The 18,576-nt window shown below is 67.7% G+C and carries 20 protein-coding genes; 10 read left to right on the top strand and 10 right to left on the bottom strand.

The annotated features are described in order from the left end of the window. The 4 genes from VA603_RS12170 to VA603_RS12155 all read left to right on the top strand — a co-directional run. On the top strand, positions 1-309 hold a 309-nt coding region (locus VA603_RS12170), incomplete at its 5' end, for a tryptophan 2,3-dioxygenase family protein (protein ID WP_323439001.1). A 197-nt stretch (positions 310-506) separates the two neighbouring features. Further along, positions 507-2,000: a peptide MFS transporter gene (locus VA603_RS12165; RefSeq protein WP_132863257.1), complete on the top strand. Its 1,494-nt coding sequence runs from the start codon at positions 507-509 to the stop codon at positions 1,998-2,000. A 10-nt stretch (positions 2,001-2,010) separates the two neighbouring features. Continuing rightward, entirely contained in the window at positions 2,011-2,604 is a 594-nt protein-coding gene (locus VA603_RS12160) for a thioredoxin family protein (protein WP_132863259.1), read from the top strand. A 350-nt stretch (positions 2,605-2,954) separates the two neighbouring features. Continuing rightward, entirely contained in the window at positions 2,955-4,073 is a 1,119-nt protein-coding gene (locus tag VA603_RS12155; protein ID WP_323439000.1) for a hypothetical protein, read from the top strand. 48 nt (positions 4,074-4,121) lie between these two features. Here VA603_RS12155 and VA603_RS12150 read toward each other — a convergent pair whose 3' ends face one another. Then, complete coding sequence (locus VA603_RS12150) at positions 4,122-4,616, bottom strand: MarR family winged helix-turn-helix transcriptional regulator (RefSeq protein ID WP_132863263.1); 495 nt, start codon at positions 4,614-4,616, stop codon at positions 4,122-4,124. A 173-nt stretch (positions 4,617-4,789) separates the two neighbouring features. On the opposite strand from VA603_RS12150, the gene hppD reads away from it, so the two are divergent. Together hppD and hmgA are read left to right on the top strand one after the other, a co-directional pair. Beyond that, positions 4,790-5,860, top strand: coding sequence for a 4-hydroxyphenylpyruvate dioxygenase (gene hppD, locus VA603_RS12145; protein ID WP_192287308.1), 1,071 nt, complete (start codon positions 4,790-4,792; stop codon positions 5,858-5,860). 169 nt (positions 5,861-6,029) lie between these two features. Continuing rightward, on the top strand, positions 6,030-7,328 hold the full coding sequence (gene hmgA, locus VA603_RS12140; protein WP_323438999.1) for a homogentisate 1,2-dioxygenase: 1,299 nt from the start codon (positions 6,030-6,032) through the stop codon (positions 7,326-7,328). 3 nt (positions 7,329-7,331) lie between these two features. Here the strand turns inward: hmgA and VA603_RS12135 are convergent, their stop codons facing one another. After that, positions 7,332-7,880, bottom strand: a complete 549-nt coding sequence (locus VA603_RS12135; protein ID WP_323438998.1) for a hypothetical protein — start codon at positions 7,878-7,880, stop codon at positions 7,332-7,334. Positions 7,881-7,990: 110 nt separating this feature from the next. Here VA603_RS12135 and VA603_RS12130 point away from each other — a divergent pair, with 110 nt between their 5' ends. The 3 genes from VA603_RS12130 (at position 7,991) to VA603_RS12120 (ending at position 10,058) form a co-directional block, all read left to right on the top strand. Further along, entirely contained in the window at positions 7,991-8,584 is a 594-nt protein-coding gene (locus VA603_RS12130) for a lectin (RefSeq protein ID WP_323438997.1), read from the top strand. Positions 8,585-8,647: 63 nt separating this feature from the next. Continuing rightward, on the top strand, positions 8,648-9,598 hold the full coding sequence (locus VA603_RS12125) for a calcium/sodium antiporter (RefSeq protein WP_132863272.1): 951 nt from the start codon (positions 8,648-8,650) through the stop codon (positions 9,596-9,598). Between the two features lie 16 nt (positions 9,599-9,614). Further along, positions 9,615-10,058, top strand: coding sequence for a hypothetical protein (locus tag VA603_RS12120; RefSeq protein WP_323438996.1), 444 nt, complete (start codon positions 9,615-9,617; stop codon positions 10,056-10,058). 119 nt (positions 10,059-10,177) lie between these two features. Here VA603_RS12120 and VA603_RS12115 read toward each other — a convergent pair whose 3' ends face one another. The 7 genes from VA603_RS12115 to VA603_RS12085 all read right to left on the bottom strand — a co-directional run bounded on the left by VA603_RS12115 (position 10,178) and on the right by VA603_RS12085 (position 17,040). Further along, the gene (locus VA603_RS12115; RefSeq protein ID WP_132863274.1) at positions 10,178-10,504 is read right to left on the bottom strand and encodes a Na+/H+ antiporter subunit G; all 327 of its coding nucleotides are present in this window, start codon (positions 10,502-10,504) and stop codon (positions 10,178-10,180) included. Beyond that, positions 10,501-10,743, bottom strand: a complete 243-nt coding sequence (locus VA603_RS12110) for a K+/H+ antiporter subunit F (protein ID WP_263863709.1) — start codon at positions 10,741-10,743, stop codon at positions 10,501-10,503. Before VA603_RS12110 ends, VA603_RS12115 begins: the two co-directional genes overlap by 4 nt. Before the next feature lie 38 nt (positions 10,744-10,781). After that, positions 10,782-11,288, bottom strand: a complete 507-nt coding sequence (locus VA603_RS12105) for a Na+/H+ antiporter subunit E (RefSeq protein WP_132863277.1) — start codon at positions 11,286-11,288, stop codon at positions 10,782-10,784. Further along, on the bottom strand, positions 11,285-12,832 hold the full coding sequence (locus tag VA603_RS12100; protein WP_313252975.1) for a monovalent cation/H+ antiporter subunit D: 1,548 nt from the start codon (positions 12,830-12,832) through the stop codon (positions 11,285-11,287). Before VA603_RS12100 ends, VA603_RS12105 begins: the two co-directional genes overlap by 4 nt. Then, entirely contained in the window at positions 12,829-13,203 is a 375-nt protein-coding gene (locus VA603_RS12095) for a Na+/H+ antiporter subunit C (protein ID WP_323438995.1), read from the bottom strand. The genes VA603_RS12100 and VA603_RS12095 overlap by 4 nt, the downstream gene beginning before the upstream one ends. Beyond that, the gene (locus VA603_RS12090; RefSeq protein ID WP_323438994.1) at positions 13,203-16,031 is read right to left on the bottom strand and encodes a monovalent cation/H+ antiporter subunit A; all 2,829 of its coding nucleotides are present in this window, start codon (positions 16,029-16,031) and stop codon (positions 13,203-13,205) included. Before VA603_RS12090 ends, VA603_RS12095 begins: the two co-directional genes overlap by 1 nt. 97 nt (positions 16,032-16,128) lie before the next feature. Next, positions 16,129-17,040 (bottom strand): universal stress protein, encoded by a 912-nt coding sequence (locus tag VA603_RS12085; protein ID WP_323438993.1) that lies wholly within the window; start codon positions 17,038-17,040, stop codon positions 16,129-16,131. A 68-nt stretch (positions 17,041-17,108) separates the two neighbouring features. Between VA603_RS12085 and VA603_RS12080 the strand changes: the two genes are divergently transcribed. After that, a complete protein-coding gene (locus tag VA603_RS12080) occupies positions 17,109-18,026 on the top strand; it encodes an NAD-dependent epimerase/dehydratase family protein (protein ID WP_323438992.1) in 918 nt (305 codons plus the stop codon). 50 nt (positions 18,027-18,076) lie between these two features. On the opposite strand, the gene VA603_RS12075 is transcribed toward VA603_RS12080, so the two are convergent. Next, the gene (locus VA603_RS12075) at positions 18,077-18,556 is read right to left on the bottom strand and encodes an Mpo1 family 2-hydroxy fatty acid dioxygenase (RefSeq protein WP_132863287.1); all 480 of its coding nucleotides are present in this window, start codon (positions 18,554-18,556) and stop codon (positions 18,077-18,079) included. Positions 18,557-18,576: the final 20 nt, after the last annotated feature.

Raw genomic sequence — 18,576 nt, 5'->3', positions numbered from 1 at the left:
GGCCACGACTGGACCCAGTCGCATGTCAGCGACCCGGCGCTGCGCCATGTCTTCGAGAACATCTACCAGGACACCGACCGCTACTGGCGCGAGTACTCGCTGTGCGAGGACCTGGTGGACCTGGAGACCCAGTTCCAGCTGTGGCGCTTCCGCCACATGCGCACGGTGATGCGGGTGATCGGCTTCAAGCGGGGCACCGGCGGCTCCAGCGGCGTGGGCTTCCTCAAGCAGGCGCTGGAGCTGACCTTCTTCCCGGAACTGTTCGAAGTCCGCACCAGCATCCGCGCCGATCCGCCGGCGGGCGCCTGAAAATCCAACGTATTCAGCAGCTTGCAGGGGCGCCTCGGGGCGCCCCTGCGGCGTTTCCGGCCGCCGCAGGCCGGCCCGGGCAAGCCTTCTGTGGATTTGACGTGAAGCCGGCCCTTCGGTGATGCTCGCCCGTCGCGCCGGTTCCGGCCGACTTCTTTCGCATCACTTGCCCATCGAATGACTCAGGGGACACCCGCATGAGCGCTGCCGCGCCCAATTCCGCATCCAACCCGGCGCCCGTGCCGGCGTTCACCAACCTCCTCGGCCATCCACGCCCCCTGTGGATGCTGTTCATGACCGAGTTCTTCGAACGCTTCGCGTTCTACGGCATCCGCTGGGCGCTGACGCTGTACATCGTCGCCCAGTTCTCCGAGAGCCAGGCCGGTGCCAGCAAGCTCTACGGCGCCTACCTGGCGCTGGTGTATGCGGCAGCCCTGTTCGGTGGCTTCGTCGCCGACCGGATCATCGGTTACCAGCGTTCGATCCTGATCGGTGCGGCGGTGATGTCGCTGGGCCTGTTCCTGATCGCCATCCCCAACGACCAGGTGTTCCGTATCGGCCTGGCCACCGTGATCGCGGGCAACGGCCTGTTCAAGCCGAACATCTCCAGCATGGTCGGGCAGCTGTACGGCATCAACGACTCGCGCCGTGATTCGGGCTTCACCATCTTCTACATGGGCATCAACGCCGGCGCGCTGGTCGCACCGGTGCTGACCGGCATCCTGGCCGAGAACGTGTTCGGCACCGAAGCCATGCCGGCCTACAAGTACGTGTTCATCGCCTCGGGCGTGGGCATGCTGATCAGCCTGGTGTGGTTCTGGTTCGGCCGTCGCCAGCTCGGTGACATCGGCAAGCCGCCGGCAGGTGCTGAAGGGATGGGCCGCACCATCGCCGTGCTGGTGGGTTCGCTGGTGGCCGTGCCGGTGGCCTATGCGCTGCTGTCCATCGACGCCGGCATCCTGGGCTGGATCCTGGGCGCGCTGTTCACCGCGCTGTGCGTGATGATCCTGGTCGAGGGCATCCGCGAGGGCAAGGTGGCCCGTGACCGTGCCATCGCCATGCTGATCATCTTCGTGTTCAACGTGCTGTTCTTCATGTTCTTCGAACAGGCCGGCAGTTCGTTCAACTTCCTGGCGCAGAACATCGTCAACCGCGACCTGGGCGGCTGGACCTTCCCGATCGGCTGGTTCCAGTCGGTCAACTCGGTGGCCATCCTGGCCCTTGGCCCGATCTTCGTGTGGCTGTGGACCGCGCTGGGCAAGGCCAACCCGTCGATTCCGCGCAAGTTCGGCCTGGGCCTGATCTTCAACGGCCTGGCCTTCCTCCTGCTGATGTACGCGCTGTCCTCGCTGGTCGACGGCGCCGGCAAGATCCCGTTCTGGACCCTGTTCATGGTCTACGTGATCCAGACCGTCGGTGAGCTGTGCCTGTCGCCGATCGGCCTGTCGATGACCACCAAGCTGGCCCCGCTCAAGGTCGTGGGCCTGGCGATGGGCGGCTGGTTCCTGTCCACCGCCATCGGCAACAACCTGTCGGGCATCTTCGCCGCGGTGGTCAGCGGCGAGAGCGGCATGACGGTGGAATCGGCCCTGAAGGGGTATACCTTCGGCTTCTGGTCGCTGCTGGGTGCAGGCGTGCTGTTGTTCCTGATCGCCCCGCTGGTGCAGAAGCTCATGCATGGCGTGAAGTGAGGAAAGACCGATGAACAAGCTGTTTGGAGTGGTCCCGTTGGTGTTCGCCATGGCCGTGGCCGGTTGCAACCAGCCGCCACCGCCGGTGGAGAAGGTGCAGCCGCTGGACACCTCCGAACAGAAGGCGCCGGTGGCTGACACCAGCCAGCCGGTGTCCTCGGGCAACACCCCCACCGCGGCGGATATCGCCGCGGTGGCCGCGCTCAACGCGCAGTTCGACCCCGCCCGCAACCCGGTCGCCGACCTGGAAACGGCCAAGGTCGAGGCCCAGCGTGGCGGCAAGCGGATCATCCTGGACGTGGGCGGGGAGTGGTGCTCGTGGTGCCACCTGCTGGATGCCTTCATGGAAGGGGATTCGGAGATCCGCCGCTTCCGTGATGGCAACTACGTGTGGATGAAGGTCAATTTCAGCGAAGAGAACGAGAACACCGCGTTCCTGTCCGGCTACCCGGAGATCAAGGGCTACCCGCACCTGTTCGTGCTCGATGCCGAGGGCAAGCTGCTGCACTCGCAGTTCACCGGCGACCTGGAGAAGGGCAAGGGCTACGACCGCGAGAAGTTCTTCGCCTTCCTCAAGCAGTGGGCACCGCCGGCCGCGCAATGAGCCGCGGCGGTGGGGATGACAACGGCGCCGGAAGGCGCCGTTGTCGTTTGCGCACGGGCCTCACGGCCGAGGCGCTCCTGCGTGGCAGGCGCAGCTCGCCGTGATTTGCCCTCCCTTTCGCGCAGCGAAGGGGAGGCTGGGGAGGGGGAGCTTCCACGCGATGGCTCGTGCACGGGCCTCACGGCCGAGGCCGCTCCTGCGAGGCAGGCGCAGCTCGCCGTGATCTGCCCTCCCTTTCGCGCAGCGAAGGGGAGGCTGGGGGAGGGGGAGCGTCGCATGCCTTCATATTCCCCCCGCGCTGCCGCTAACGGATGCATCTCCGCCTGCGCACGGCCCGCTCCGTCTTCGCCATGCAGCCTGCTTCTGATTCCCCCTCCATCGTCGATACCCCGCCCGTCGCGTCGGCCAGCGTCAGTCTGCCCAGCGTGGATGAACTGCTCGACGAGACGCCGGCCGCCGAGGACACCTCGCCGGTAACAGCCTCCTCGCGCCTGCCGCAGGCTGCGGTGCCGCCGAACATCATGCTGCAGTCGGCGGTGATGCGGCTGGTTGAGCAGAAGGAGCAGATCGACCAGGTGGCCCGCAATGGCCTGCTCGCCGGCCTGCTGCCGCCGGAGTGGAGCAGCTCGCCCGGCAATGAACTGCGCGCCTTCGTCGCCTCGGTGTTGCCGTTCGCATCGGACAGCGCCCGCGGCGAGACGGTTGCCGCGCGGGTGCCGTTGAAGTTCCTGCTCGGCCATTCGCAGCGCTGGGGCAAGGCCGATGTCGCCGAGCCGCGTTCGCTGGCGGCCTACCTGGCCAGCGACGAGCGCGCCACCGCCGGGGGCACCGATCTGGCCGAGGTGATGCTGCTCTCGCCCCTGGGCGTGGCGTGGACGCAGACCGGTCGTGCCCGCGCCGGCTTCCTGCGCGCGATGGGCGTGGAAACCCTGGCCGCACGCGTGACCGCATTGCCCTACCCGGCGGCCGAGCAGCTGTCGTTGTACCAGGTGCACAGTGGCGGACGGGCACAGGTCTGGTGTGTGTTGGACAAGCGCCGGCTGCGCGCGCTGGCCGTGCCGGCCCTTAGCCTGCCGGTGCTGTCGGCCTATGGCGTGGAAGCGCCGCAGACATGGCCTTCGAACTGGCCGGATCCTGCGGAAGTTGACGCCGAGCTGGCGTTGGCGGCGGCCGGCAAGTCCGTGCCGGAGGTCGATCTGGTCAAGCTGGTGGACAAGATAGGACGCAGCAGGGCCAGCGAAGCCTGGGTGGGTGCCAGCCTGATGCAGCTGCACACCTGGGTGCCGCGCTGGCGGTTCTTCCTGGCTTCGTTCATCGGTTTGCCAGCGGTGCTGTTGCTGCTGGCGGCGCTGGCATTGCCCGGCAGCATCGAAGCGGCGGCGGTGGCCGCTGCGCTGGGCTTTGCCGGTGGCGCGATCGCCGCGTTGGCGGCGCCGTGGATCTATGCCCAGCGCAAGCACCTGAGCTGAGCCGCGCGGCCGCGTGCCCTCGGCCGCCGGCCCGCGGCCGGCGACGTCTCAGGCTTCGCTCATGCGAGGCAGGCCGGCATCGGCCAGGCGGGTGATCAGGCGCTCAAGCACCTGTTCCTCTTCCTCGCTGAGCACCGACATCAGCCGACGTTCCATCTCGATCACCAGCGGAGCGATGGTCTCGTAGACCTCGAAACCGGCCGCCGACAGCGCCAGCACCGAGCGACGGCGGTCATCGCCGTGCGTCTCGCGCTTGATGAAGCCGCGTTCCAGCAGGCGGGCCACGGCGCGGCTGACCGCCACCTTGTCCATCGCGGTGCGCTCGGACACCTCGCTGGCCGAGGAGCCGGGGTACAGCGCCAGGATGGTGATCACCCGCCACTCGGGGATGGCCAGGCCGTAGCGGTCGCCGTACAGCCGGGCGATGTTGCCGCTGACCCGGTTGGACAGGACGCTGATGCGGTAGGGCAGGAACTGCTCAAGATCCAGCAGGACGTGCGAGGCCCGGATGCTGGTGGACTTGCTGTAATCGGAAGAGCTCATGCTGCAGTGCACCTTGATGGTGGTTTCATGTGAAACTATAACCTTCGGTCCAGACCCGCGTTTGCGCGTGTCTTCCTGTTTTTTACACCGCCGGCACCCGGCAGTGGTCACGCAATCGGAGGCAACCCATGAATACCCAAGCCCACGCCGCACCCCACGCGCCCAATCCGGGCATGCAGGTCACCACCTTCGAAAACCCGATGGGCATTGATGGTTTCGAGTTCGTCGAGTTCGCCGCGCCGGCCGGGCAGGCCGCCCAGCTGCACACGTACTTCCGGAACATGGGATTCACTGCCGTGCTCCGCCACCGGCAGCGTGCTATTACCGTCTACCGTCAGGGCGGCGTCAACTTCCTCGTGAACGAGGAGCCGGATTCCTTCGCCGCCGACTTCGCGGCCAAGCACGGCCCCTGCGCCTGTGGCTTCGCCATCCGCTTCCAGAAGCCGGCCGCCGAGGTGCTCGCCGCTGCGCTGGGCAACGGTGCCGAGGAAGTCAGCCTGCTGGCCGACACCCGTGCCGTCCCGGCCCCGGTGATCAAGGGCATCGGCGACTGCATGCTGTACCTGGTCGACCGCTATGGCGAAGGCGGCAGCATCTACGACACCGACTACGTGCCGGTCGACGGTGCCGAGCAGGACCCGAAGGGCTTCGGCCTGACCTTCATCGACCACCTGACCCACAACCTGTACCTGGGCAACATGCAGCAGTGGTCGGACTACTACGAGCGGCTGTTCAACTTCCGCGAGATCCGCTACTTCGACATCAAGGGTGCCAAGACCGGCCTGGTGTCCAAGGCGATGACCGCCCCGGACGGCATCGTGCGCATCCCGCTCAACGAGTCCTCCGACCCGAAGAGCCAGATCAACGAGTACCTGGACGCCTACAAGGGCGAGGGCATCCAGCACATCGCCTGCTTCACCGACAACATCTATGACACCGTCGAAGCCATGCGCGAGCGCGGCATCGAGTTCCTGGACACGCCGGACACCTATTTCGACGTGGTCGACCTGCGCATCCCGGACAACGGCGAGGACGTGCCGCGCCTGCGCCGCAACAAGATCCTGATCGACGCCGACCCGGAGACCAAGCAGCGCAAGCTGCTGCAGATCTTCACCCAGAACTGCATCGGCCCGATCTTCTTCGAGATCATCCAGCGCAAGGGCAACGAAGGCTTCGGCGAAGGCAACTTCCAGGCGCTGTTCGAGAGCATCGAGCGCGACCAGATCAAGCGCGGCGTGCTGTAAGCGGCGAACGATGCGCTTGCCTGAAGCCCCTCTCCCGCAGGCGGGAGAGGGGTTGGGGTGAGGGCAAAGGCCACCGAAGCACGTAGCATCACCGCAACCGATCCACCCTCACCCCAACCCCTCTCCCGCCTGCGGGAGAGGGGCTCAATCGCAAGGCAAGGGCGCCACCATGGTCACCAACGGTTATCAATCCGGCTTTGGCAACGAATTCGCCACCGAAGCAGTGCCCGGCACCCTGCCGGTCGGGCGCAATTCACCGCAGCGCGTCGCCCATGGCCTGTATGCCGAACAGTTGACCGGCAGCGCCTTCACCGCGCCGCGTGGCAGCAACCGGCGCAGTTGGCTGTACCGCATCCGCCCGGCGGTGATGCACGGTGAATTCACCCCGTTCGACCAGCCCAACCTGCATGGCGAGTTCAGCCACGCGGCGGTATCGCCCAACCAGCTGCGCTGGAGCCCGTTGCCGCTGCCGTCCACGCCCACCGATTTCATCGAAGGGCTGTACACGATGGGTGGCAACGGCGCGCCCGATGCGCATGCCGGTGCCGGCATCCACATGTACGCGGCCAATGCCGACATGCGTGGCCGCTATTTCTACAACGCCGACGGCGAGCTGCTGATCGTGCCGCAGCTGGGCCGGCTGCGCCTGCGCACCGAGATGGGCGTGATCGACGTCGAACCGCAGCAGATCGCGGTGATCCCGCGTGGCGTGCGTTTCGCGGTGGAGCTGCCCGACGGGCAGGCGCGCGGCTATGTCTGCGAGAACTTCGGCGCGTTGCTCAAGTTGCCTGACCTCGGCCCGATCGGCAGCAACGGCCTGGCCAACCCGCGTGATTTCGAAACCCCGGTGGCCGCCTACGAGAACGTGGAGGGCAAGTTCGAACTGGTCGCCAAGTTCCACGGCCGGTTGTGGCGCGCGGACATCAATCACTCGCCGCTGGACGTGGTCGGCTGGCACGGCAACTACGCGCCGTACCGCTACGACCTGCGCCGCTTCAACACCATCGGCTCGATTAGCCATGACCACCCGGACCCGTCGATCTTCCTGGTACTGCATTCGGCTAGTGACACGCCGGGCACCAGCAACCTGGACTTCGTGATCTTCCCGCCGCGCTGGCTGGTGGCGCAGGACACCTTCCGCCCGCCGTGGTTCCACCGCAACATCGCCAGCGAGTTCATGGGCCTGATCCACGGTGCCTACGACGCCAAGGCCGAGGGCTTCGTGCCCGGCGGCGCGTCGCTGCACAACTGCATGAGCGGCCACGGCCCGGACGCGGCCACCTTCGACAAGGCCTCCAACGCGGACCTGTCCAAGCCGGACGTGATCACCGACACCATGGCCTTCATGTTCGAGACCCGCGGCGTGATCTGCCCGACCGAGCAGGCCATCGCCGCACCGCACCGCCAGCGCGAATACCAGGCCTGCTGGAGCGGCCTGCGCGACAACTTCGCCCCGCCCAGGGGCTGAGTCTCAGGCCGCCGGCAGCGGCGTGGCCTGCAGCACCGTCGCCAGGTGCGGCTCGGGCAGTACTTCCTGCAGGCGGCCACGCACGCGTTGCGCGTAGCCGTCCGAGGTCATCGCCGGCAGGTGCGCCAGCGCCAGCCGGATCGCGTTGACCGTATCGCCTTCCTCGCGCGAGGACTGCAGTTGCCGGTGCAGTTGCTGCGCGGTGGGGTTGCGCTGCAGCGCCAGGATGTCCAGCACATAGATCCGCGCAGCCACCATCGAGCGCCGGCGCTCGGTGGCAGGCGCCGCCGCTGCTGCCGGCGCAGGCGCAGGCGCCGCCATGGCCACCGGCGCGGGGACGACCGGTGGGGCGTCAGGGGCATCGGCCAGCAGGTAGCCGTCGCGGATCAACTGCGCGACCAGCGCCGGCGCATCGTTGCCCAGCAACTGGGACAGGTCGTCCAGGCTGCGCTTGCCATCGCACAGGATCAGGGCACGGCGCTGGCGCAGGTCCAGCGGTGCCCGATGGGCCTGCAGGACGGAGAGGGCGAGTTCGGTTTTGCGCGGATGCATGGGACGTGACACGGCGGCGCGGACGCCCAAGCCTGGGTCCGGCAGGTGAAAGCACGATGACAACCGGCATGCCGCTACACTCGGCCCCCGGTCCTCCCTGGAGTTGCCGCATGACCCGCACCGTCCTGTCTTCGCTTGTCCTGCTCGCCCTGCTGGCCGCCTGCAACCGCACCCCCGACGCGCCGGAGGCGCCGGTGGCACCGCAAGCCCCTGCGGCAGCGGGCTCGCCCGCGCCGGCCCCGGCCGAGGCCGCGGTGACCGGCAACGCCGATTGGCAGGGCTATGGCCCCCTGCAACTGGGGATCGATGCCGAACAGATGCGTGCGGTCTGGGATGGCGAGCTGCAGGGCGATGCCGTGGCCGACGGCGGCTGCTATTACCTGCAGCCGGCCGGGCAGGGGGCCGACGGCGTGGCCTTCATGCTCGAGGGCGGCAATTTCGTCCGCTACGACGTGCGCGCCGCCGACGTGCAGGCTCCGGGCGGCGGCAAGGTCGGCATGGCGCTGGGCCCGCTGCAGGCACTGTATGCACAGGCCGAAGCACCCCAGCCCCACAAGTACGTGGAAGGCGGCAAGGTGCTGCGGGTTCCCGCCGCCGATGGCAGCCAGGGCTGGCTGGTGTTCGAACTGGGCGCCGACGGCAAGGTGACGGCGTGGCGGGTTGGCCTGCCGCCGCAGGTGGATTACGTGGAAGGGTGCAGCTGAGTTCCTGCGGAAAGGCGATGACTGCGCCTAGAATCAGCCGCATTGCCGTCGGGAGAGACGCGGATGTTTGAAGCCATTGGATTGTTCGTACTTGGCCTGGTGCTGCTGGCGCTGGGGGGCGACTCCATCGTGAAGGCCGCGTCGGGGCTGGCCCAGCGACTGGGGGCCTCGCCATTCGTCGCCGGCCTGCTGCTGGTGGCCTTCGGCACGTCGCTGCCGGAACTGGTGGTCAATGCCCGCGCTTTCGCGGTGGGGGCACAGGAACTGGCACTGGGCAACGCGGTGGGCAGCAACATCGTCAACGTCGGCCTGACGCTGGCGCTGGCCGCGCTGGCCTACCCGCTGGTGGTGCGCACGCGCCTGCTGTCGCCATTGCTGGTGCTGCTTGCCGTGGCTTCGCTGGCGCTGATCGTGTTCGGGCTCGACGGTGCAATCAGCCGCGTGGAAGGCATCGTGCTGCTGCTTGGCTTCGTCGCGGTCCTGGTGTTCGTGCTGGCGCGCGCTCGGCGCGAGCCAGCCGCGCTGCAGGAAAGCATCGCCGCCTACGCGGCGACCCGCACCGAACTGGGGCTCAACCTGATCCGGCTGGTGATTGCCGGCGTGGTGCTGTATTTCGGCGCGCGCTGGGTGGTGCAGGCGGCACCGGTGATCGGCGCCGGCTGGGGCATGTCGCCGCTGCTGGCCGGCCTGCTGCCGGTGGCCATCGGCACGGCGCTGCCGGAAGTGGCCGCCGCGATCGCGGCAGCGCGGCGCGGCCAGGGTGACATGGTCGTCGGCCACGTGATCGGCTCGAGCCTGTTCAACCTGCTGGTGGTGGTCGGTGGCATGGCGGCATTGCGCCCGATGCCGTTGCCGGCCTCGTTCGTGCGCCTGGAACTGCCGGCGGCGATCGTGCTGGTGCTGATGCTGTACCCGATGCTGCGCGGCGACCTGAAGATCAGTCGCGGCGAGGGCGCTGTGTTGTTCGTCGCGTTCCTGGCCTGGGTCGGCTTGGAACTGGCGCTGTTGAACTGACCGGATTGAGGCAAGGATGCGGAAGTTTCTGATGTTGGGGTTGATGTCGGCGGTATTGGCAGGGTGCGTGCACAGCGGGCGGGCTCCGTCCGCCTGGATTGACCCGGGAATGGCGGTGCAGTTGGCCGCTGCAGCAGGGTTGGGACGTGGCGTGGATGGTGTGTTCGCGCTGAACGTGCGGGCAACGGGGGATGTCAGGGGTTCGTTGTTCCTCAATTCCGAGCGGGACTATCGGGACCCGCGGAACCTGAGCGTGGAACTCATGCCTGCTGCCAGGGCCGCGCTGGCGGACAGGCTGGGACGGGATCCCCGGCAAGCGCTGCTGGGCCGGCCGATCCTCGTGCGTGGCAGCGCACGACTGGTGAAGGTGGTTTTCATCGACGAGGGGCGTGTCATGGACAAGTACTACTACCAGACGCAGGTCATGGTCAGTGATGCTGCGCAGGTTCAGCTGCGTTGACCCGGGTGCGCGGCCACGCTGCGCGGGAACACTCCCGGTAGCGCAGCCATGCTGCGCCGGGGTACGACCGGGAGAGCTACCGCCGAGCGTTGCCCGGCGCTACCGGTGGAGTACGCCGGTCACGGCTTGTCGCCCGGCGGCTCCGGGCGGCTTTCCATCATCAGCGACAGCGCCGCCTTGGCCATCAGGTGGGCGCTGATCGGTGCGGTGATGAACAGGAACACGGTGATCAGCAGCTCGCGCGGTTGCGGGTCCTCGCCGAGGAAGATGTGGTATGCCACCGAGCACACCAGCACGCAGCCCACGCCCAGCGTGCTGGCCTTGGTCGGCGCGTGCAGGCGCTTGAAGAAGTCGGAAAAGCGCACCAGCCCCAGCGCACCGACCAGGATGAAGAAGCAGCCGAAGGCCAGCAGCGCGGACAGGACGATCTGCAGGAAAGTGATCATTCGACGATGTCCCGGCGCAGTACGTACTTGCTCAACACCACGGTGCTGCAGAAGCCCAGCATCGCGATCACCAGCGCGGCCTCGAAGTAGATGGCCGAATCCAGGTAGATGCCGAACAGCATCAACTCGGCGATGGCGGTGACCGACAGCGTGTCCAGCGCCAGGATCCGGTCCGGGACGGTGGGGCCGCGCAACAGGCGCCACAACGCCAGCAGCATCGCGATGCCGACCACGTGCATGCACACCACCAGCGTGGTCTGGAATATCAGGTAACCGTTCACGGGAAGATCTCCATCAGCGGTGCTTCATAGCGGCTCTTGATCTCGGCGATCAGCGCATCGGCATCGTCCAGGTGCAGCACGTGCACCAGCAGGTGACGGCGGTCATCGGACAGCGCCGCCGACACGGTGCCGGGGGTGAGGGTGATGAAGCTGGTCAGCGCGGCGATGCCGTGGATGTTGGCGATGTCCAGCGGCACCCAGATGAAACCGGGCTTGAGCCGTTGCTCCGGGCCCAGCACCTGCATGGCCACGCGGATGTTGGATACCAGGATGTCCCACAGCACCACGCACAGCAGCTTGGGCACCGGCCGCAGCGTGCCCAGCCGGGCGAACTCGCGGTCCAGGCGTGCGGCGAACAGCGGCACCACCAGCCCGAGCAGCATGCCCAGCAGCAGTTGGCCCAGGTTGAAGCTGTCGGACATCAGCAGCCAGAAGGCGGTGACCGTCAGCGACAGTGCCGGCGAGGGGAACAGGCGACGCAGCAGGGGGCGGGGCGTACTCATGGCTGCCTCATCTGTGGCGTGGTGCCGCGCACGTCGTTGAGGTACTGCTCCGGCGACAGCAATTGCGTGGCGATGGCGTCGGTCTGTCGCATCAGCGGTGCAGCGAACACGCTCATCAGCACCACGTAGCCGAGCAGCAGGCAGGCCGCGGTGGTCTCGTAGGGGCGCGCCGGGGCCGCGGGCTGCGGCTCGGGTTCCGGTGCATCGTCCTCATCGCCGGGCACGTGCCAGAACAGGCGGATGCCGGTACGGGTCAGGCCCATGATCACCAGCAGGCTGCTGCCCAGCACCACCGCCCATACCACGCCGGTATGGGCCTGCGGCACGGCGCTCAGCAGCGCGGCCTTGGCCAGGAAGCCGGCCAGTGGCGGCAGGCCGGCCACGGCCACCGCGCCGACCAGGAACAGCAGGCCCGGCACGGTCTTGCCCGGCAGTACGGTCTGCTCGCCGTCACGTGGCTGGCCGCCACGGATGCGGCGACGACGGATCAGGTCGACCACCAGGAACAGCGCGGCGGCGGTGAAGGTGCTGTGTGGCAGGTAATACAGTCCGGCCGAGATCGTGCCGGCATTGCCCAGCGCGAAGGCGATGAACAGCGTTGCCGCCGAGACCACCACCAGGTAGGCCACCAGCACGCTCATGCGGGTGGCGGCCAGTGCGCCCAGGCCGGCCAGCAGCAGCGTGGCCAGCCCGGCCCACAGCAGCCAGTCGCCGCCGTAGCCGGCCAGTGCGCCTGCACCGGCGCCGAACCACAGCGTGCTGACCCGCAGCACGGCGTACAGCCCGACCTTGGTCATGATCACGAACAGGGCCGCGACCGCGGCCGGTGCACGCGAGTACGACTCCGGCAGCCACAGGTACAGCGGCAGCAGCGCGGCCTTGGAGCAGAACACCAGCAGCAACAGGCCCAACGCGGCCTTGGCCAGCTTCAGGTGCGACGGCGACAGGCCGGCGATGCGCTGGCTGATCTCGGCCATGTTCAGCGAGCCGAGCGTGGCGTACAGCATCGCCAGCGCGATCAGGAACAGCGTGGAGGCGGCGATGTTGAACATCACGTAGTGCAGGCCGATGCGCAGGCGCAGGCCACGGCCGCCGGACAGCAGCAGGCCGTACGAGGCGATCAGCAGCACCTCGAAGAACACGAACAGGTTGAAGATGTCGCCGGTCAGGAATGCACCGTTCAGGCCCATCAGCTGGAACTGGAACAGCGCATGGAAGTGCGGTGCGCGCCGGTCCCAGCCGGTACAGGCATACAGCAGGCAGGCGATGGCCAGCAGCAGGGTGGTGCCGAGCATCCAGCCGGCCAGGCGGTCGGCCACCAGCGCCACGCCCAGCCGGGCCGGCCAGTCGCCCAGCAGGTAGGCGGTGATGCGGCCTTCACCGGTCTGCACGACCAGCAGCGCCACCGACACCGCCAATGCGGTCATGCTGGCCCACGCCACGCTGCGCTGCACCTTCGGGCCATAGCGGCGGTGTTCGACGAACAGCGACAGCGCCGCGCCCAGCAGCGGGATCAGGACCGGCAGGATCACCAGGTGGTTCATGCGCCGGCCTCCGGCTTGCCCGCGGTGGGCGGATCCGGCTCGTGGGCGTCGACGTGGTCGCTGTGGTTGTCACTGCGGCTGCGCATGGCCAGCACGATGCTCACCGCGGTCATCGCGAAGGCGATGACGATGGCGGTCAGCACCAGCGCCTGCGGCAGCGGGTCGGTGTAGTGGGCAAGGTCGCTGCTCACCCCGTCCTTGAGCACCGGCGCCTTGCCGGTGACCAGCCGCCCGGCGCTGAAGATCAGCAGGTTGGTCGCATACGACAGGAAGGTCATGCCGAGGATGACGTCGAAGCTGCGTGCGCGCAGCAGCAGGTACGCGCCGATCGCGGCCAGCACGCCGATCGCGCTTGCCAGGGCCAGTTCCATCAGTGCATCTCCCCGGTGCGTGCCGAACGGCGGTGGATATCGATTTCGCCGTGGCGGGCGTTGCGGGTGCGCGAGGGCTTGATCGTGCCCATCATCGACAGGATCAGCATCACCCCGCCGAACACCACCAGGTACACGCCGGTGTCAAAGCCCATCGCGCTGGCCAGCGGCACCTCGCCGATCAACGGCAGGTGCAGGTCCAGGTGGCCACTGGTCAGGAACGGCACGCCGAACAGCATCGAGGCCATGCCGCTGAGCACGGCGACCATCAGGCCCAGGCCGATGCAGCGGATGTAGTCGAAGCCGAAGCGCGACTCCACCGACACGGTGCCCTGGATGACGTACTGGATCAGCAGCGGCACCGCCAGCACCAGGCCGGCGATGAAGCCGCCACCGGGCGCGTTGTGGCCGCGCAGGAACAGGAAGATGGACACCGTCAGGGTCAACGGGAACATGATCTGGGCCAGGTCGGCCGGCACCGGCAGCTTGATCGGCGGGCCGGGCATGATCTGTTCCGGCGCCATCCGCGAGCGGCGCAGCAGCGCGTGCACCACCAGCGCGGCGATGCCGAACACGGTGATCTCGCCGAAGGTATCGAAGCCGCGGAAGTCCACCAGGATCACGTTGACCACGTTCTGGCCGTAGGCCTCGGGCAGCGAACGCACCAGCATCTCGCCGGCCATGGTGTTCGGCGGCAGCGTCATCATCGAGTAAGCCAGCGCGGCCAGGCCGCCACCGGCGGCGATGGCGATCAGCGCATCACGCCGCCTGCGCCAGCGCGAGCGTTCCGGCGGCGACTGCGCCGGCAGGTAGTTCAGGGCGAGCAGCATCAGCACCAGCGTGACCATCTCCACCATCAGCTGGGTCAGGGCCAGGTCCGGTGCCGACAGGAACACGAAGGTCAGCGCCACCATCAACCCGGTGCCGCCCATCACGATCACCGCCAGCAGGCGCTGCTGGAACAGGAACAGCCCGGCGAACGCGCAGGCCAGCATCACCAGCCACAACACCCAGCCCAGCAGCGGCATCGACTGCGGTGCCGGCCATGCCGGCATCGCCGGGCTGGCGATGAACGGTGCGGCGGCGACGATCACCGCCACCAGCACCAACGCCATCAGCATGCGCTGCAGGCTGCCGTTGGCCAGTGCGGCGGTGACGCGGTGGGCGATGCCGAACAACAGGTCCAGGTTGCGCTGGAACAGCAGCTTGCCGGTGGGGCGGTTGGCGGCGGCGTACAGGTCGGTGAAGCGGCGCAGGCCGAAGTACAGGGCGATGCCGCCGGCCACGCCGATCGCGCTCATCGCCAGCGGCAGGTTGAAGCCGTGCCAGATCGACAGGCTGTACGCGGGCATCGCCGGGCCGAGGATGGCGCTGGCGCCGGCCTGCAGCACCGGTGCCACGGTCAGTGCCGGTGCGATGCCGACCGCCAGGCAGATCACCACCAGCACTTCCACCGGCACCTTCATCCAGCGCGGCGGCTCGTGCGGGACCACGTCCAGGTCAAGCGGGCCCTTGCCGAAGAAGGTGTCGTGCACGAAGCGCAGGCTGTAGGCCACGCCGAGGATGCCGGCCAGCAGCGCGGCAGCGCTCATCGCCGTGCGCATCCAGTGCGGACCCTCGGTGGCCAGTGCCTCGGCGAACAGCATTTCCTTGGACAGGAAGCCGTTGAGCAGCGGGATACCGGCCATCGCCAGCGAGGCGATGATCGCCAACGTGCTGGTGATCGGCATCAACCGGCGCAGCCCGCCCAGCTTGCGCATGTCGCGGGTGCCGGTCTCGTGGTCGATGATGCCGGCGGCCATGAACAGCGAGGCCTTGAAGGTGGCGTGGTTGAGGATGTGGAACACGCCGGCCACCACCGCCATCGGCGTGGACAGGCCGAACAGCAGCGTGATCAGGCCCAGGTGCGAGATGGTCGAGTACGCCAGCAGGCCCTTGAGGTCATGCTGGAAGATCGCGTTCCAGGCGCCGATCAGCAGGGTGATCGCACCAATGCCGCTGACCACGTAGAAGAACAGCTCGGTGCCGGCCAGCGCCGGGTGCAGGCGCGCCAGCAGGAACACGCCGGCCTTCACCATCGTGGCCGAGTGCAGGTACGCCGAGACCGGAGTGGGCGCGGCCATCGCGTGTGGCAGCCAGAACTGGAACGGGAACTGCGCGCTCTTGGTGAAGATGCCGGCCAGCACCAGCACCAGTGCCCACGGATACAGCGTGCTGGCGCGGATCAGCTCGCCGGAGGCCAGCACCACGTCCAGGTCGAAGCTGCCGACGATGCGGCCGATCAGCAGCACGCCGGCCAACAGTGCCAGGCCACCGCCGCCGGTGACGATCAAGGCCATGCGCGCGCCCTCGCGCGCGTCCTTGCGGTGCGACCAGAAGCCGATCAGCAGGAATGAACTGATGCTGGTCAGCTCCCAGAACACCATCAGCAACAGCAGGTTGCCGGACAGCACCATGCCCAGCATCGCGCCCATGAACAGCAGCAGGTAGCTGTAGAAGCGACGCGTGCTGTCCCTGGGCGAGAGGTAGTAATGCGCGTACAGCACCACCAGTGCGCCGATGCCCAGCACCAGCCCGGCGAACATCCAGGCCAGCCCGTCCAGGCGCAGGCTGAAGTCCAGCCCGATCTGCGGCAGCCATTGCCAGCTGTTGCGGATGACCTCGCCGTCGAGCACGGCAGGGGTCACGCTGCCCAGCAGCACCAGCCCGAGCACGGGCGCGGCACCTGCAAGACAGGCAGCGGTGGTCCGTGACAGGCGGGCATACAGGGCGATGACCGCCGCCAGCAGGAAGGGCAGCAGGAGAAGGCACAACAGGACTGGCGTCATGCGGAAGCGCAGGGGTGACGGGCAGGTTTTCCAGTCTAACAGGCGCTTTTTTCCGCCCGGAACCTTTTTATGAACGAGCCGTTCGGGTTCGGCGCGGTCAGTCGTCGTTCCCGGCGGCCGCCGCCAGCGAGCGCGGGTCGCGCACCAGCAGGGTGTCGGTTTCCAGCGTTTCGACGATGCGCCGCGCCACGCTGCCGATCAGCAGGTCGAACAGCGCGCCACGGCCGTGGGTGGCCACGATGACCAGTTCGGTACCGGCGGACCGCGCGTGGTCGGCGAGGATGCGGGCCGGCTCGCCGGGTTCGATGACCGCGTGCACGTGCGCTTGCCCCAGCCGTGGCCGCAATTGCGCCAGCAAGGCCTGCGCCTGCGTGCGCGCGGCGCTGGCGGCCTGTTCCTGCAGGGTGTCGCGGTCGCCGCCGGGGAGCAGGCTGCCGGGGGCATCAAGTGCATGCACCAATGACAACTGCAATGGCATATCGAACAGTTCCAACGCGCAGCCAGCCGCCTGTGCGGCGCTGTCGGAGAAGTCGCAGGCCACCGCGAGGTGGCGGTAAGGGCCGCGTACCCGGTCATGCACGACCAGTACCGGCAGCCGGCTGTGGCGGGTCAGCCACATCACGGTTGAGCCAAGCGTGGGCTGCTCGAACAGGGAATCACGGGCGATGCCGGTGATGATCAGGCCGCAGTCCTCCTGCGCGGCCAGCTGCAGCAGTGCACGACCGACGTGGCCGTGGCCGATGCGCAGCTCCACCTGCAGGTCATCGGCGTCGCCTTCCAGCAGGCGTTGCAGGCGACGTTCGGCCAGCTGCCGGGCCTGGCCGTCGTCGACCGCCGGGGCCGAGGACAGCAGCCCGCCGGTGATGCCGGTGGTCGCAGCGTCCGGCAACACGGTCGCCACCACCAGCCGTGCGTTCCATTGCCGCGCCAGCTGCAACGCACGGGCCAGTGCACGGTCGGTGCGGGCGCTCAGGTCGGTGGCGAGCAGGAGGGCGGTGGGGGTGGTCATGGAATTCTCGTGGGAACGAACAAGCCGCTTCAGCAGAAGTGCGTGTGGGATCGCCTATGCTGTCACGCATGGAAGATAGCACTCACATCGAAAGGGAGCCGCGCACGGCATTGGTGTTCGGTGGCAGTGGGCAGATTGGCGAACGTCTCGTCGCGAACCTGCTGTCACAAGGATGGACGGTGACGGCGGTGTCACGACAGCCCCGCACCTCGGTCGCGGGAGAGGCGTGGTTGGTTGCCGACCTGTTCGGTGCATGGCAGGGGCCTGCACGGTTCGATGTGGTCTTCAGCTGTGGGCCGCTGGATCATTTTGCACGCTGGTTTGCGAGTACGTCGTTGGAATGTCCGCGCATCGTGGCCTTTGGTTCGACCAGCATGGAGGTCAAGCAGGATTCGATCGAGCCTGCCGAGCGGGCCGTTGCGCATCGGATGCGACAGGCCGAGACCACCTTGTTCGTGGCGGCAAGTGAACGCGGGGTGGCGGCGACGCTGCTGCGGCCGACGCTGATCTATGGTGCGGGTCGGGACAAGACCTTGACGGTGATTGCCGATATTGCGCGGCGTCGGGGTTTCTGCGTGTTGCCCTTTGCTGCGAACGGGCTGCGCCAGCCAGTGCACGTGCAGGATCTGGCCGATGCTGCCATGCAGGTTGTGGCGCGGCCGGAGACGTTTGGCAAGGGGTATGCCTTGGGAGGAGGGGAAACGTTGCCCTATACGACGATGGTCCGCAGGGTGCTGGATGCGTTGCGCCCGCGGCCAAGATTGTTGCGGGTGCCGACTTCACTTTTCAGGTGGGCATTGCATAGGGCGCATGCCAAGGGTCGCCTGCAGGGCATGAGCGATGCAACCTTGGCGCGCATGTGCGAGCCGCTGGCGTTCGACACCGCACCGGCACGGCGTGATTTCGGCTATGCGCCGCGTCCGTTCATGGTGGATGCGGCCATGCTCGGACTGGCCGACGCACCCGCCGGCGAGGCGTCACCGTAGCGCGGGTGAACACCCCGGACTGAAAGGGCCGGCAATGCCGGCCCTTTGCATCAGTAGCGCCAGCCGAACTGGCGGAACAGCTTGGCCAGCACCCAGATCGGCCCGATCAGCAGGTAGGTCAGGTCGGTCAGGAAGCTGGGCCGGCGGCCCTCGATCTTGTGGCCGATGAATTGTGCGATCCACGCCACCACGAACACGCCGATGGCGATGCGCAGCAGCATCGGGATGCCCAGCCGGTCTTCCAGCAGGCGGCATAGGCAGCCGCTGACGAAGAACAGGAACAGCATGCCGATGCCCAGCGGGCGGGACAGGCGGTTGTAGTAGGCCCAGGTGCCGAACATGGCCAGGGCGGCCCAGATCCCGTGCTGGAACCAGGGCATCAACGGCGGGATGCACCACAGCAGGGCGATCACCGACCACAGGATGGCCGGCACCGCGACCACGTGGATGGCCTGGTTGGTTTCATTGCGGTGGTCGCCGGAGTAACTGGCGAAATAGCGGTCCACCGGACGCGCGGTACTCATGTCCATACTCCCTCCCGGATGTGGCC

The organism is Stenotrophomonas capsici (genome assembly GCF_034961085.1).
Classification (GTDB): Bacteria; Pseudomonadota; Gammaproteobacteria; order Xanthomonadales; family Xanthomonadaceae; genus Stenotrophomonas; species Stenotrophomonas capsici.
Note: the sequence above shows the minus strand (reverse complement) of the source record. Positions and strands in the feature narration are given on the sequence as shown.

Bases quoted from the DNA above. Each gene is read 5' to 3' on its own strand.
- VA603_RS12165 (WP_132863257.1), top strand. From the start codon at position 507: ATGAGCGCTGCCGCGCCCAATTCCGCATCCAACCCGGCGCCCGTGCCG.
- VA603_RS12160 (WP_132863259.1), top strand. From the start codon at position 2,011: ATGAACAAGCTGTTTGGAGTGGTCCCGTTGGTGTTCGCCATGGCCGTG.
- VA603_RS12155 (WP_323439000.1), top strand. From the start codon at position 2,955: ATGCAGCCTGCTTCTGATTCCCCCTCCATCGTCGATACCCCGCCCGTC.
- VA603_RS12150 (WP_132863263.1), bottom strand. From the start codon at position 4,616: ATGAGCTCTTCCGATTACAGCAAGTCCACCAGCATCCGGGCCTCGCAC.
- hppD (WP_192287308.1), top strand. From the start codon at position 4,790: ATGCAGGTCACCACCTTCGAAAACCCGATGGGCATTGATGGTTTCGAG.
- hmgA (WP_323438999.1), top strand. From the start codon at position 6,030: ATGGTCACCAACGGTTATCAATCCGGCTTTGGCAACGAATTCGCCACC.
- VA603_RS12135 (WP_323438998.1), bottom strand. From the start codon at position 7,880: ATGCATCCGCGCAAAACCGAACTCGCCCTCTCCGTCCTGCAGGCCCAT.
- VA603_RS12130 (WP_323438997.1), top strand. From the start codon at position 7,991: ATGACCCGCACCGTCCTGTCTTCGCTTGTCCTGCTCGCCCTGCTGGCC.
- VA603_RS12125 (WP_132863272.1), top strand. From the start codon at position 8,648: ATGTTTGAAGCCATTGGATTGTTCGTACTTGGCCTGGTGCTGCTGGCG.
- VA603_RS12120 (WP_323438996.1), top strand. From the start codon at position 9,615: ATGCGGAAGTTTCTGATGTTGGGGTTGATGTCGGCGGTATTGGCAGGG.
- VA603_RS12115 (WP_132863274.1), bottom strand. From the start codon at position 10,504: ATGATCACTTTCCTGCAGATCGTCCTGTCCGCGCTGCTGGCCTTCGGC.
- VA603_RS12110 (WP_263863709.1), bottom strand. From the start codon at position 10,743: ATGCACGTGGTCGGCATCGCGATGCTGCTGGCGTTGTGGCGCCTGTTG.
- VA603_RS12105 (WP_132863277.1), bottom strand. From the start codon at position 11,288: ATGAGTACGCCCCGCCCCCTGCTGCGTCGCCTGTTCCCCTCGCCGGCA.
- VA603_RS12100 (WP_313252975.1), bottom strand. From the start codon at position 12,832: ATGAACCACCTGGTGATCCTGCCGGTCCTGATCCCGCTGCTGGGCGCG.
- VA603_RS12095 (WP_323438995.1), bottom strand. From the start codon at position 13,203: ATGGAACTGGCCCTGGCAAGCGCGATCGGCGTGCTGGCCGCGATCGGC.
- VA603_RS12090 (WP_323438994.1), bottom strand. From the start codon at position 16,031: ATGACGCCAGTCCTGTTGTGCCTTCTCCTGCTGCCCTTCCTGCTGGCG.
- VA603_RS12085 (WP_323438993.1), bottom strand. From the start codon at position 17,040: ATGACCACCCCCACCGCCCTCCTGCTCGCCACCGACCTGAGCGCCCGC.
- VA603_RS12080 (WP_323438992.1), top strand. From the start codon at position 17,109: ATGGAAGATAGCACTCACATCGAAAGGGAGCCGCGCACGGCATTGGTG.
- VA603_RS12075 (WP_132863287.1), bottom strand. From the start codon at position 18,556: ATGGACATGAGTACCGCGCGTCCGGTGGACCGCTATTTCGCCAGTTAC.